Annotated in this window: 10 protein-coding genes; 9 read left to right on the forward strand and 1 reads right to left on the reverse strand. The window is 66.6% G+C overall.

Annotated features, from left to right (window positions below; all coding sequences use genetic code 11):
* Positions 1 to 21: 21 nt before the first annotated feature.
* From KW845_RS28090 to KW845_RS28125, 8 genes are all read left to right on the forward strand, one after another.
* Entirely contained in the window at positions 22 to 1,005 is a 984-nt protein-coding gene (locus KW845_RS28090) for a cytochrome c oxidase subunit II (RefSeq protein ID WP_218372704.1), read from the forward strand.
* The gene (locus KW845_RS28095; protein WP_218372705.1) at positions 1,002 to 3,530 is read left to right on the forward strand and encodes a cbb3-type cytochrome c oxidase subunit I; all 2,529 of its coding nucleotides are present in this window, start codon (positions 1,002 to 1,004) and stop codon (positions 3,528 to 3,530) included. The genes KW845_RS28090 and KW845_RS28095 overlap by 4 nt, the downstream gene beginning before the upstream one ends.
* Before the next feature lie 3 nt (positions 3,531 to 3,533).
* The gene (locus KW845_RS28100) at positions 3,534 to 3,881 is read left to right on the forward strand and encodes a hypothetical protein (protein ID WP_218372706.1); all 348 of its coding nucleotides are present in this window, start codon (positions 3,534 to 3,536) and stop codon (positions 3,879 to 3,881) included.
* A 78-nt stretch (positions 3,882 to 3,959) separates the two neighbouring features.
* Positions 3,960 to 5,198, forward strand: a complete 1,239-nt coding sequence (locus KW845_RS28105; protein WP_218372707.1) for an MASE1 domain-containing protein — start codon at positions 3,960 to 3,962, stop codon at positions 5,196 to 5,198.
* A gap of 40 nt (positions 5,199 to 5,238) precedes the next feature.
* A complete protein-coding gene (locus KW845_RS28110) occupies positions 5,239 to 6,594 on the forward strand; it encodes an HdeD family acid-resistance protein (RefSeq protein ID WP_218372708.1) in 1,356 nt (451 codons plus the stop codon).
* 61 nt (positions 6,595 to 6,655) lie between these two features.
* Positions 6,656 to 8,158 (forward strand): ABC transporter substrate-binding protein, encoded by a 1,503-nt coding sequence (locus KW845_RS28115; RefSeq protein ID WP_218372709.1) that lies wholly within the window; start codon positions 6,656 to 6,658, stop codon positions 8,156 to 8,158.
* 20 nt (positions 8,159 to 8,178) lie between these two features.
* Positions 8,179 to 9,978 carry a gamma-glutamyltransferase family protein gene (locus tag KW845_RS28120; protein WP_218372828.1) on the forward strand — a complete coding sequence of 600 codons (1,800 nt, stop codon included), beginning with the start codon at positions 8,179 to 8,181 and terminating at the stop codon, positions 9,976 to 9,978.
* Between the two features lie 160 nt (positions 9,979 to 10,138).
* Entirely contained in the window at positions 10,139 to 10,609 is a 471-nt protein-coding gene (locus tag KW845_RS28125) for a GNAT family N-acetyltransferase (RefSeq protein ID WP_218372710.1), read from the forward strand.
* Positions 10,610 to 10,816: 207 nt separating this feature from the next.
* On the opposite strand, the gene KW845_RS28130 is transcribed toward KW845_RS28125, so the two are convergent.
* Positions 10,817 to 11,521, reverse strand: coding sequence for a GntR family transcriptional regulator (locus KW845_RS28130; RefSeq protein WP_218372711.1), 705 nt, complete (start codon positions 11,519 to 11,521; stop codon positions 10,817 to 10,819).
* A gap of 105 nt (positions 11,522 to 11,626) precedes the next feature.
* Here KW845_RS28130 and araD point away from each other — a divergent pair, with 105 nt between their 5' ends.
* A complete protein-coding gene (araD, locus tag KW845_RS28135) occupies positions 11,627 to 13,360 on the forward strand; it encodes an L-arabinonate dehydratase (protein ID WP_218372712.1) in 1,734 nt (577 codons plus the stop codon).
* Positions 13,361 to 13,363 lie beyond the last annotated feature (3 nt).

Genomic DNA, 13,363 nt, shown 5'->3' on the forward strand with positions numbered 1-13,363 from the left:
ACTGACCGGCCCTGCCTTTATATGCCCGATTTCAGCGTCTACGCTTTACTTGCCGTACCGCTCGCCACCACATGGGCCGGACGGCAGTCGGCCCTGCATCCCAAGGCAGACCAGGCCAGCCTTGGCGCGGACATCGGCTGGGTGATGTTCGCGGGCGGCTCGGGGATCTTCCTGCTGGTAATGGTCATCCTGGTGCTGGCGCTGGTCGGGCCGCAGCGCTGGCGCCGCCATTTGTCCGGCCGCGCGTGGCTGATCGGGGCCGGCGTGGCGTTTCCGGTGGTGGTGCTGTCTGCGCTGTTGGTCTATAGCCTGGGGCTTGCGGCCTCGATGGTGCGTACCGATGCACCCGCGGCGGTGCGCATCGAGGTCATGGGCGAGATGTGGTGGTGGCGCGTGCGCTACCTGGATGAACAGGGCCAGGTGTTGTTCGAGACGGCCAACGATATCCGCATCCCGGTCGGCCAGCCGGTCGATTTGATGCTTACCTCGCGCAACGTCGTCCACAGTTTCTGGGTACCCAACCTGGCGGGCAAGCTGGACATGGTGCCGGGCCATGTGAACCGCCTGCGCATCCAGGCACGCGAAGCGGGGTCTTTTCGCGGGCAATGCGCGGAATTCTGTGGCGCCCAGCATGCCCAGATGATGTTCGACGTGCAGGTGCTGGCCCCGGCGGATTTCCAGGCCTGGCTGCAAGCGCAGCAACAGCCCGCACAGGCGCCGGCCGATGCGCAATTGCGGCAGGGCCGGCAGCTATTCACGCAAGCCTGTGCGCAGTGCCATACCGTGCGCGGCACGCAGGCTGCCGGCACGCTGGGCCCCGACCTGACGCACGTGGGCAGCCGCCTGTCGCTGGCGGCCGGGGTATTGCCGAACAACGTCGGTTCCCTGGCCGGCTGGATCGCGGGCAGCCAGCACATCAAGCCCGGCAATGCCATGCCGTCGTTCAACCAGCTGTCTGGCGAGCAACTGCGCGCCGTGGCCCATTACATGGAAAGCCTGCAATGAGGCCGGACACGACGCTGCCCAACCCATTGCCGCGCCCCGCTGGCGAACGGGAACACCTGGAACGCATCTGGCAGCGTCCGCAAGGCTGGCGTGCCATCACGGTGGTCAACAACAACTATATCGGGCTGCTGTACATCGGCACGGCGTTGCTGTTTTTCTTGCTGGCGGGTGTGCTGGCGCTGATGATGCGCACACAGTTGGCGGTGCCCGACAATACGCTGATCGGCCACGAACTCTACAACCAGTTGTTCACCATGCATGGCACGGTGATGATGTTCTTGTTTGCCGTGCCGGCGGTGGAAGCGATGGCGGTGCTGCTGCTGCCCAATATGCTGGGCGCGCGCGACCTGCCGTTTCCCCGCTTGTCGTCTTATGCGTACTGGGCCTACGCCATCGGCGGCCTGGTGTTCTTCTGCAGCATTTTCGTGGGCCTGGCGCCCGACGGCGGCTGGTTCATGTACCCGCCGCTGACCAGTTCGGCCTATTCGCCCGCCGTCAACGCCGACCTGTGGCTGCTGGGCATAGGCTTCATCGAGATATCGGCCATTGCCGGCGCCATCGAGCTGGCCACCGGCATTCTGCGCACGCGCGCACCGGGCATGACGCTGGACAAGATGCCGATATTTGCGTGGATCATGCTGGCGTTCTCGGGCATGGTCATCATCGCGTTTCCGGCCATTATCGTGGCAACCGCGTTACTGGAACTGGAACGTGCCTTCGGGCTGCCGTTCTTCATTGCGGAAAAAGGCGGCGACCCGCTGCTGTGGCAGCACTTGTTCTGGCTGTTCGGCCACCCCGAGGTCTACATCATTTTCTTGCCCGCGGCCGGCATGGTGTCGATGATTATTCCGGCCATGGTCGGCCGGCCGCTGGTGGGCTACCGGGCGGTGGTGATGGCCATCGTGGCCACCAGCTTTCTCAGCTTTGGGCTGTGGGTGCACCATATGTTCGCCACCGGCATTCCGCAACTGTCGCTCAGCTTCGCCTCGGCGGCCAGCATGGCGGTGTCTATCCCGACCGGCATCCAGATCTTCGCCTGGATCGCCACCATCGCGGCCGCGCCGCGGCTGCGGCCGCTGAAGACGCCCATGCTGTTCATCCTGGGCTTCTTCTTCATTTTCGTGCTGGGTGGCCTGACGGGCGTGATGGTGGCGGTGATTCCGTTCGACTGGCAGGCCCACGACACTTATTTCGTGGTGGCCCATCTGCATTACGTGCTGGTGGGCGGCATGGTGTTTCCGCTGTTCGCCGCGTTTTATTACTGGATGCCGTTTGTCAGCAGCCGCGCCCTGTCCGAACGCCTGGGCCGCTGGGCCTTCTGGCTGATGTTCGTCGGCTTCAACGTCAGTTTCTTTCCCATGCACCTGACCGGGCTGGCAGGCATGCCGCGCCGGGTGTACACGTACGCCGACAGCTACGGCTGGGGCCTGTTGAATATGGTGTCCACGGTAGGCGCATACATGATTGCCGCGGGCGTGCTGGTGTTCTTGATCGACCTGGCGCGCAATTTCCGGCCATCGGTTGCGCGCAATGCCGGCAATGTGTGGCAGGCCGGCACGCTGGAATGGCTGCCCGCCGGCGTGGCGGGCCCGCGCAGCGTACCCTGGATCACCAGCCGCGAACCGCTGTGGGACCAGCCCAACCTGGCCGCCGATGTCGATGCCGGTCGCTACTACCTGCCCGGCGCGCCCACCGGCGGACGCTCTACGCTGGTGACCAGCGCCATCGACGCGCGCCCGCAGTACGTGCTGCGCTTGCCCGGCCCGGGCTGGGCGCCGGTGCTGGCCGCGCTGGGCACCGCCGGCTTCTTCCTGCTGCTGACCGTGAAGCTGATGGTACCGGCCGTGCTGTTCGGCATATTGGCCGTGGCGATGATCCTGCGCTGGCTCTGGGATGCCGACCCCGCCCCCGATCATCCGCCGGTAGACATAGGCGGCGGGCTGCGGCTGCCGGTGTACTGTGCCGGCAGCGCCTCGCATTCGTGGTGGGCGATGGTGATGCTGATCATGGTGTGCGCCAGCATATTCAGCGCGCTGCTGTTCTCTTATCTGTTCCTGTGGACCACCTCGCCCGAGACCTGGCCGGCTTCGGCTCCGCTGGCGGCGCTGCGTTGGCCCCTGGCAGGTGGCGCACTGCTGGTGGGCAGCAGTGCGCTGGTGTGGATCGCCGGCCGGCGCTTGCAGCACGGCCACCATCATGGCTGGCTGCGGGCCGGCCTGCCGCTGGCCACCCTGATGCTGGCCGCGGCGGCGGGCCTCGAGGCCGATACGCAATGGCGCACCGGTCTGCGCCCGCAAGATAGCGCCTATGCCGCTGCCGTCTATGCCATTGCCGGCCTGCAAGGCGTGCTGGTGATCGCGGTGGGCTTCATGAGCCTGTTCACCTCGGCGCGCTCATGGGCCGGCAAGTTGGCGGCCAACCGGCGCGCCTGTTTCGACAACACGGCCTTGCTGTGGCATTACACGGTGGTGCAGGGCCTGGTGGGCGCGCTGGTGGTGCACGGTTTTCCGCGCTGGGTAGGCTAAGCCATGCATACGCCGCGCATATCGTTGTTCGTGCCCCTGCTTGCCGGCCCGCTGGTGTGGGCCGTGCATTTCGTGTTCATCTACGCGGCCAACGGCGTCTTCTGCGCGCGCCCGGCGCTGTATGGCTTGTGGGTGGACGCCGCATTGTCAGTGTGGGCAATGGGCGCCGCCGCAGTGCTGGCGATTGCCGCCATCGCGCTGATCTACTGGCGTCAACAGGCCCGCTGGCCGCAAACCGATGAGCCGGGATTCTTCCGTTGGGTGGCCGGTGCGCTCAGCCTGCTGGCCGTGATTGCGATCATCTGGCAAACCTTGCCGGTGCTGCTCGTGCCGGCCTGCCCGGCCGGCTGAGCGTGCCGCAGGGGAAGACAGCACCCCGTTTCCTGTGCCATACTGCGCGACAGCACACGCATCGGCAGATCTATCCGTATGGCCAGCTCCCTGCTTCGTTTTGCGCTATCGCTATTGCTGTGGGCGGCCTTGTATGCCGCCGGCGCCTATGTGTCGCTACAGCTCAACGACCCCGATACCCGCGTAGCCTTCATCTGGCTGCCTGCCGGCGTGGCAGTGTCGGCCTTTCTGCTTACCCCCCTGCATCGCTGGCCGGCCATGTTCGTCGCCTTCATGGTGGCCCGGCTGTCGATGGACGCCTGGCAACACCATGACTTCCTGCGTTCGATCAGTATCGGCTGCATCTCGGTGGCGGCCGATGCCAGCATTGCCTGGCTGGTGCGCCGCTACGCACGGCGCGGCGACGACCTGTACGGCGTGCAGGTGCTGATCGGCGCCACGCTGCTGGTCAGCGCGGCAGCGGCGGTGCTGGGCGTGGGCTGGCTGGCGTATCTAAGCGGCCTGTCTTTCCTGGACACGGTATGGATCTGGTGGGCGGCCAACGTCACTGGCGTACTGCTGCCTACTATCGCGATTCTCAGCTGGACGGATGTGGCCGGCAAGGCGCGGCGCCCCGGCGCGGTGGCCCTGCTGTGCGGCGCGGCGGCCTGGGTGCTGCTGTGCGCAAGCGCCTGGTATGTGTTCGCCGAGATCTCGCCCAGCGCGCATCGCGCGGCATTGGTGCTGCCGCTGGCCTGCGCACCCATCCTGCTGGCGGCAGTGATGTCGATGGCCTGGGGCAGCCGCGGCGGTGCGCTGGGCCTGATCAGCCTGGGCGCCATCGCCTTGTACTACGCCGCCGACGAGCGCGGCCCGTTCTTTCCGCATGGCTTGCAGCCCGGTGAATCGCTGCTGCTGGCGCAGTGCTATCTATCGATCACGGCGCTGTTGCTGGCTTTCTTGTGGGTCTATACCAACGGGCGGCGTCCGGGTGGCGCAATGGCCAGCGCGGACGCCGGCATCATGTACCAGTACGACCCGGCCAGCGGACGGCTGGCCTGGGATGGCGACCCGCAGGCGGTGCTGGGATTGGATACCGCCCCCTTGCGCAGCCTGGATGAACTGCTGGGACGCGTGCATCCGGATGATCGCGATGCGCTGAAGAAGCGCTGGGCGGCCGCGGCGGCCGGCCCGGTCGATGCGGCGCTGGGGCTGCGCGTGGCCGCGGGCACGGGATGGGTGCAAGTGGTGGATCGCAACCCCACGGCCATCGGCAGCGACCACGGCGTGGCGGTGGTGGGAACATGGCAGGCGCAGCAGCGGTGGGCGTGGCGATGAGGGCCGCGCATGGACTGGACACGGCAAGCAGGAGACCGCAATGATACAGATCGCGCTGCTGTTGTTCGGCGCTGATTTCGTACGGCGCCAGGCGGGAATACTGGCCTGGCTGGGCGCGGGGTGGGCGATTCTGGGCGTATTCATCGTGATCGATGGCCTGGACGGCGTGCGGTATTTCCCGGTGCATGTATTTGGCGCGTTCCTGCTGCTGGAAAGCCTGGTCACCCTTAGTGTTGCATCCGGTGGCGTTGGGGCGCAGAAGGCGGTGCTGTATTTCAAGGGCGGGCTGTTCCTGTTCATTGCGGTGCTGATCCTGTCGGGGCGCAATACCAGCAACCTGTTGCTGGCCATTGTGTTCGGGCTGGCGTATTTCGTGATGGGCACCCTGCAGATGGCGTCGTCGTGGGTGGTGCGGTTTCCGCACTGGAAGCAGGCCTTTCTGGGCGGGCTGGCGCAGATGGCGTTCGCCATCTTCCTGTTCCAGCCCTACCCCACGCACTACCACGGCACGCTGTCCGAATTCGTGGGCGTGACGCTGCTGGTGGGGGGCATCGGTACCTGGCGCATCGCGCGGCGCGCCCGCCGGTTGCGCGACGGCCGCTCGGTGTTCGACCTGCTGGCTCCCGGCGACCTGATTCCGCTCCGCTATCGCAAGCATCCGCCCACCGCGGCTGCCGCGCCCGTACCCGCGCCCACGCCGGACCCGGGCGACCCCGTGCAATCGCCCCTGGTGGTGCATGTATGGACGCCAGAAGGTTCGTCCAAGCACGCGCCGGTGCCGCGCCCGGTCATCAACCGGTACATCGCCGCGGTGGATACCAAGGGGGTGATATCCACCGGGCACGCGGCGCTGGAAATGCCGCCCGGCACCTACATCAGCCTGTATCCCGCCGTGGAAATCGACCGGTCGCCGTCAGAGTTTTTTCGCCTGCTGAAGGCAACCCGCGACAACGACGTGCCCGGCGAATTCCAGCCCGACTACCCCACCGAGTCGGCGGCCTGGTGCCCATCGACGCGGCAGATCCTGTTCCATCACTACAACCAGGAAGGCCTGCAGCGCTTCTGGCAGGCCTACCGGCAGCGCGAGATCTACAACCTGACGTACCGCAACTGCTCCAGCACGGTGTCGTTCGCGCTAGAGGCGGCCCTGGATGGTGCGTTGCAGCACGAGTCCAGTGCGTGGACGCGCGTGCTGCGCACGCTGCTGATGCCGGAACTGTGGATTGCCGCCCAGGTGCGCAAGCGCGCCACCACCATGGCATGGACGCCCGGGCTGGTGCTGGATTACGCGCGGGCACTGCGCGCCATCGTGCATCCGGCGCAAGCGTCGTGGCTGAGCAGCCTGCGCTGGGCGGCACGGCAATCGCGCGCATCGTCGTCCGATTTGGTAGATTGACGCCATTGGCGCCAGGCGCCCAGCATCACGACCGCGTTCAACTTCCAGAAAGGACTTACCCATGCGTAGCCTCTGCCTCGCCCTGGCCGCGGCCGGCCTGCTTGCCAGCGCCGCCGCCACCGCGCAATCCACCATGCGTATCGGCCTGCAAGACGACCCCGACGTGCTCGACCCGGCGCGCGCCCGCACCTTCGTGGGCCGCATCGTGTTCGCCTCGCTGTGCGACAAGCTGGTCGATATTTCGCCCGACCTGAAGTTCGTGCCACAGCTGGCCGAATCCTGGAAAACCAGCGACGACGGCATGACGCTGACGTTCACCTTGCGCGAAGGCGCCTTCTACCACGACGGCACGCCCATCGACGCGGCCTCGGTCAAGGCCAACCTGGACCGCGCCATGACGCTGCCCGACAGCAACCGCAAAAGCGAACTGGTCTCGGTGGCAAGCGTGGATGCGCCCGACGCGCGCACCGTGGTGCTGCACCTGAAAGAACCCGACGCCTCGCTGCTGTCGCAGTTGTCCGACCGCGCCGGCATGATGCTGTCGCCGGCCACCTTCGACAAAGACCCAGGCCGCACGCCGGTATGCTCCGGCCCGTACAAGTTCAAAGAACGCGTGCAGAACGACCGCATCGTACTGGAACGCTTCGACAAGTATTGGGACAAGGCCGACTACCATTTCGACCAGGTCGTCTTCACGCCCATGCCCGACACCACGGTGCGGCTGAACAACCTGCGTTCGGGCGGGCTGGACATCATCGAGCGCGTGGCGCCCAGCGACGTCAAGACGGTGAAAGAAGATCCCAACCTGACGCTGGCGCCCGTCACCGGCCTGGGCTACCAGGCCATCTCGGTCAACATCGCCAACGGCGCGCGCGCCGACAACCCGCTGGCCAAAGACAAGCGGGTACGCCAGGCGCTGGACCTGGCCATCGACCGCGACGTGATCAACCAGGTGGTGGGCGAAGGCATGTTCCAGCCGGCCCACCAGCCCTTCCCGCCAGCCAGCTTTGCGTATGACAAGCGCTTCGAGCGCGCCGGCCGCGACCCGAAGAAGGCACGGGAACTGCTGAAGCAGGCGGGCCACGACCGCGTGAAGTTCGAGCTGACCTTCGGCAATAACACCACCATGCAGCAAGTATTCGAGCTGGTGCAGGCCATGGGCGCGGAGGCCGGATTCGATATCTCGCTGCGGCCCCTGGAATTCGCCTCGCTGCAATCGGCGCTGCCGCGCGGCGACTTCCAGGTCGGGCAGACGGGCTGGTCGGGCCGCGTGGACCCCAGCGGCAATATCTTCCAGTACATCACCTGCCAAGGCAGCCTGAATGACGGCAAGTATTGCGATGCCGGCATGGACAAGCTGCTGAACGAAGCGCGCAGCGTGGCCGACGAGGCCAAGCGCCGCGACCTGTACTCGCAGGCCATGCAGAAAATGCAGGAAGACGATCCGCGCATCTACTTGTTCTACCTGCCCTGGATCTTCGGCACCCAGGCCAAGGTGCAAGGCTTCGTGCCCTACCCCGACGGCCTGATCCGCCTGAAGGGCGTGACGGTGGCCAAGCAATGAGCATCGATTCCGGATACCGCATGTTCACCACCCGGCCCGAGATCCTGGGCACTTTCGGGGTGGTGACCTCGACGCACTGGCTGGCCAGCAGCGCCGGCATGTCGCTGCTGGAACGCGGCGGCAACGCCTTCGACGCCGCCGTGGCGGCGGGCTTCGTGCTGCAAGTGGTAGAGCCGCACCTGGTGGGTCCGGCCGGCGAAGTGCCGGTGGTGTTCCACTCGGTGCGCACCGGCCGCACCGAAGTCTTGTGCGGACAAGGCCCCACGCCGGCCGGCGCCACGCTGGAACACTACCGGTCGCTGGGCCTTGCCCTGATTCCGGGCAACGGCCTGCTGCCGGCGGTGATCCCCGGCGCCTTCGATGCCTGGATGCTGCTGCTGCGCGACCACGGCACCCTGCGCGTGCGCGACGTGCTGGAACCGGCCATTTATTATGCCGACCATGGCCACGCGCTGATGCCGCGCATCGCCAACACCATCGCCGGCCTGCAAGACTTCTTCAGCACGCACTGGCCCACCACGGCGCAGGTGTACCTGCCGGGTGGCGCGCCGCCGCAAGCCCGCAAGCTGTTTCGCAACCCGGCGCTGGCCGAGACCTGGCGCCGCGTGCTGCGCGAGGCCGAGGCCGTGGGCGGCGACCGCGAACGCCAGATCGACGCCGCGCGCGATGCCTTCTACCGGGGCTTCGTGGCGCAAGCCATCGACCAGTACGCGCGCAACACCGAAGTCATGGACGAAAGCGGCACGCCGCACCGCGGCGTGCTCACCGCGCAAGACATGGCGGGCTGGTCGGCCACCTACGACACGCCGGCCACCTACGATTACCACGGCTATACCGTGGCCAAGGCGGGCGCCTGGAGTCAGGGGCCCGTGTTCCTGCAAACCCTGGCGCTGCTCAAGGGCCTGGACTTGCAACAGCCCGGGCCGAACGGCGCCGAGTTCGTGCACCGCATCACCGAGGCCATGAAACTGGCCTTCGCCGACCGCGAGGCCTATTACGGCGACCCGTCGTTTGTGCGCGTGCCGCTGGAACACCTGCTGTCGGATGCCTACAACGACGAACGCCGCGCCCTGATCGACCAGCTGGCCTCGCACGAACTGCGGCCCGGCCGCGTACCGGGCTTCGACGCGCAAGTCGACCGGGTCATGGATGTGCTGGCACGCCTGTCCAAGGTGACGCCGGTGGGCTCGCCCAGCAGCGAACCCACGCTGGCCGACATGCGCGCCTCGGCCAAGCGCGGCGACACCACGCACGTGGACGTGATCGACCGCTGGGGCAATATGGTGTCGGCCACGCCCTCGGGAGGCTGGCTGCAGTCTTCGCCGGTAATACCCGGACTGGGCTTCCCGCTGAACACGCGCGCGCAGATGTTCTGGCTGGAACCCGGCCTGCCCTGCACCCTGGCACCGGGCAAGCGCCCCCGCACCACGCTGACGCCGTCGCTGGCGCTGCGCGACGGACAGCCCTACATGGTGTTCGGTACGCCTGGCGGCGACCAGCAGGAACAGTGGCAGTTGTTGCTGTTCCTGCGCCACGTGCACCACGGGCTGAACCTGCAGGAAGCCATCGACCAGCCCATGTCGCACACCATGCACTTCCCGTCGTCGTTCTACCCGCGCGACCGCAAGCCGGGGCACTTGGCGGTGGAAACCTCGTTCGGCCCCGAAGTCATCGCCGACCTGCGCGCGCGCGGCCACGTGATCGAGGAAGAACCGGAATGGTCCACCGGCCGTCTGACCGCCGCCTCGCGCGATGCCGACGGACTGCTGCACGCGGCAGCCACGCCCAGGCTGATGCAGGCGTATGCGGTGGGAAGGTAGGTTTTGGACTCCAGGTGCGCTTGTGCCCAGTACGGCGTCAGACACCGTACGCTTGAGACAGCCGCTGCACACAGCGGCCACGCCGCCGGCCTGATCAGATGCATATCCACATGAATATCAGATACGTGCGCGCATTCCCGCCCCCCGAGGAGAACCATCCATGTTCCCTGCTACCCGAGAATCGGCCGTCGATATCGTCCGCGTGGTGCACGCCGATGATGCGCTGGTGGAGGCCTACGCACGCCTGCTGCCCCAACTGTCGCGCACGGCGTCTGCCTTGACGCTGGCTGATCTGCAGGCCATCGTCGATGCTCCCGGCACCGATGTATTCATTGCGATTGCCAAGGCACGCCAACGCATCGTGGGCACGCTGACACTGGTGCACTTTCGCATCCCCACCGGCATACGCGCCTGGATCGAGGATGTCGTCGTCGACCGCGCCGCCCGCGGCCTGGGCGCAGGCGCGGCCCTGACTCGCGCGGCCATCGCGCACAGCCGCGAACTGGGCGCCAAGACGCTGGACCTGACGTCCAACCCCAGCCGCCAGGCGGCACACCGCCTGTACGAGTCGTGCGGATTCGCGTTGCGCGACACACGCGTCTACCGCCACCAAGCCCAAGCCCCCCAATAACCCATCGCATGCCCTCCCCGAATGGCCCTCGACGCCGCGCAGGGCGGCGTCGAGGGCCGGCCCGGCACGATTTTCTTCTTCTCAAGCGCTGCGGCCCAAAACGCAAGAACCCAACCGTTCGCAACGACGCAGCGAGCCCAATTCAATGCAAGTCTGCGCGGGATGGCGTGAACGCCAGAAGAACAGACCCCGGACACGAGCCTCAACCTACCCCCGCCGCACATAATCCGGATACCGCTCGCAGATCTCATCGACCTGGCTCAAGGTTCCCGACAAGTGCTCCCGCAGCGCCTCTTGCGCCCCCGCGGCATCCTGCCGTGCAATCGCATCCACAATGCGCTGGTGATCGCGCAGGATCCGATCCGCCTTGCCGGCTTCCGGCAAATGCAGCCGCCGCAACCGGTCCACATGCCCGCTGTACCGCTGCTCCAGTTCCCACAGCCCCGCGACCCCGGCGGCCTGGTGCATTTCGCGATGAAACGCCCGGTCGGCATCCAGGAAGCCCTGGTAGCGGTCGGCGCCGCGATTGGCGCGCTGCATGTCGATATGCGCGCGCAGGCGCTCGACCAGGGCCGGGTCGTCGCGCTCGGCCAGCACGCGCACGATTTCCAGTTCCAGCGAACGGCGCAGGAAATGCGCCTGGCGCGCCGCGGCAATATCGATGCGGCTGACCGCGGTGGTGTGCTGGGGGTAGATATCCACCAGGCCCTCGTCGCGCAACTGGCTCAATGCATCGCGGATCGGGGTCTGGCTCAGCCCGAAGGCCTCGGCCAGTTCGCCGCGCGCCAGGGGCGCACCGGGCTGCAATTCCAGCGACACGATCAGTTCGCGCAATTTTTCGAAGACCTGCGGCGCGGCATGGCGCGAGCGGTCCAGGCGCAGGTCGGCAGGCAGGGCTGGCAGCGATGACATAGGCGGTTTGGCAACAGGGATGAAGGCGATTGTACCGGCCGGCCTGGTCATTGACGTACTAATATATTAGTGTTTTAATTTTGCAACCCTTATTCGGATAGCCTGATGCCCCGCTCTTACGACGACCTGCGCAGCGCCCGCTGGATGGCGCACGACGACCTGCGTTCCTTCGGCCACCGCTCGCGCATGATGCAAATGGGCTATGGCCCGCAAGACTGGGCCGGCCGCCCGGTCATTGCCATCATCAATACCTGGTCCGACCTGAACCCTTGCCACAGCCACTTCAAGCAACGGGTGGACGACGTCAAGCGGGGCGTGCTGCAGGCCGGCGGCTTTCCGGTGGAACTGCCCGCCATCTCGGTGTCGGAATCCTTCGTCAAGCCCACCACCATGCTCTATCGCAACTTCCTGGCTATGGAAACCGAAGAGCTGCTGCGCAGCCATCCGGTAGATGGCGCAGTGCTCATGGGCGGCTGCGACAAGACCACGCCGGGCCTGATCATGGGCGCCATCAGCGCCAACCTGCCCTGTATCTACCTGCCCGCCGGCCCCATGCTGCGCGGCAACTGGAAAGGCAAGGTGCTGGGCTCGGGCTCCGACGCCTGGAAGCTGTGGGACGAGCGCCGTGCCGGCAACATCACCAAGCAGGACTGGGCCGAAGTCGAAGGCGGCATCGCCCGCAGCTACGGCACCTGCATGACCATGGGCACGGCCAGCACCATGACTGCCATCGCCGAATCCATCGGCCTGACGCTGCCCGGCGCATCGTCGATTCCGGCAGCCGACGTCAACCACATGCGCATGTCGGCCGAATGCGGGCGCCGCGCGGTCGAGATGGTGTGGGAAGACCAGACGCCGCAAAAGATACTGACGCAGGCCTCGTTCATGAACGCCATCAATGTGGCCATGGCCATGGGCTGTTCCACCAATGCCATCGTGCACCTGGTAGCCATGTCGCGCCGCGCCGGGTGCGCCGTGGGGCTGGAAGACTTCGACGCGGCCAGCCGCAAGGTGCCGGTCATTGCCAATATCCGGCCCAGCGGCGACACCTACCTGATGGAAGACTTCTATTACGCCGGCGGCCTGCCCGGCCTGATGTCGCGCCTGGCCGATGCCCACCTGGACCTGTCGGCGCACACGGTCACGGGCCGCAGCCTGGGCGAGAACATCGCGGGCGCCGAGGTCTACAACGACGACGTGATCCGCCCGCTGGACCAGGCTATCTACCAGGAAGGCGCGCTGGCCGTACTGAAAGGCAACCTGGCGCCCGATGGCTGCGTGATCAAGCCCAGCGCCTGCGCGCCGCGCTATCTGCAGCACACCGGCCCGGCGCTGGTATTCGACGACTACCCCAGCATGAAAGCGGCGGTCGAAGACGAAAACCTGGATGTCAGCGCCGACCACATACTGATCCTGCGCAATGCCGGCCCGCAAGGCGGCCCGGGCATGCCCGAATGGGGCATGCTGCCCATTCCGGTCAAGCTGGTGAAAGCAGGCGTGCGCGACATGCTGCGCCTGTCCGATGCCCGCATGAGCGGCACCAGCTACGGCGCCTGCATCCTGCACGCGGCACCCGAGGCCTATGTGGGCGGCCCGCTGGCGCTGGTGCGCACGGGCGATCTCATCACCGTGGACGTGCCCGGCCGCGGCATCCACCTGAACATCAGCGACGCGGAGCTGGCCGCGCGCCGCGCCGCCTGGACCCCACCGCCCAGGCGCTACGAACGCGGCTACGGCTGGATGTACGCCCAGCACATTCTGCAGGCCAACGACGGCTGCGACTTCGACTTCCTGGAAACCGGCTTCGGCGCGCCCGTGGCCGAGCCCGACATTTTCTGACTG

This window comes from Bordetella sp. BOR01 (genome assembly GCF_019218885.1).
GTDB lineage: Bacteria > Pseudomonadota > Gammaproteobacteria > Burkholderiales > Burkholderiaceae_B > Bordetella_A.

Coding starts and splice junctions, on each gene's coding strand:
- KW845_RS28100 (WP_218372706.1), top strand. CDS start 3,534: ATGCATACGCCGCGCATATCGTTGTTCGTGCCCCTGCTTGCCGGCCCG.
- KW845_RS28125 (WP_218372710.1), top strand. CDS start 10,139: ATGTTCCCTGCTACCCGAGAATCGGCCGTCGATATCGTCCGCGTGGTG.
- KW845_RS28105 (WP_218372707.1), top strand. CDS start 3,960: ATGGCCAGCTCCCTGCTTCGTTTTGCGCTATCGCTATTGCTGTGGGCG.
- KW845_RS28110 (WP_218372708.1), top strand. CDS start 5,239: ATGATACAGATCGCGCTGCTGTTGTTCGGCGCTGATTTCGTACGGCGC.
- KW845_RS28120 (WP_218372828.1), top strand. CDS start 8,179: ATGTTCACCACCCGGCCCGAGATCCTGGGCACTTTCGGGGTGGTGACC.
- KW845_RS28090 (WP_218372704.1), top strand. CDS start 22: ATGCCCGATTTCAGCGTCTACGCTTTACTTGCCGTACCGCTCGCCACC.
- araD (WP_218372712.1), top strand. CDS start 11,627: ATGCCCCGCTCTTACGACGACCTGCGCAGCGCCCGCTGGATGGCGCAC.
- KW845_RS28130 (WP_218372711.1), bottom strand. CDS start 11,521: ATGTCATCGCTGCCAGCCCTGCCTGCCGACCTGCGCCTGGACCGCTCG.
- KW845_RS28115 (WP_218372709.1), top strand. CDS start 6,656: ATGCGTAGCCTCTGCCTCGCCCTGGCCGCGGCCGGCCTGCTTGCCAGC.
- KW845_RS28095 (WP_218372705.1), top strand. CDS start 1,002: ATGAGGCCGGACACGACGCTGCCCAACCCATTGCCGCGCCCCGCTGGC.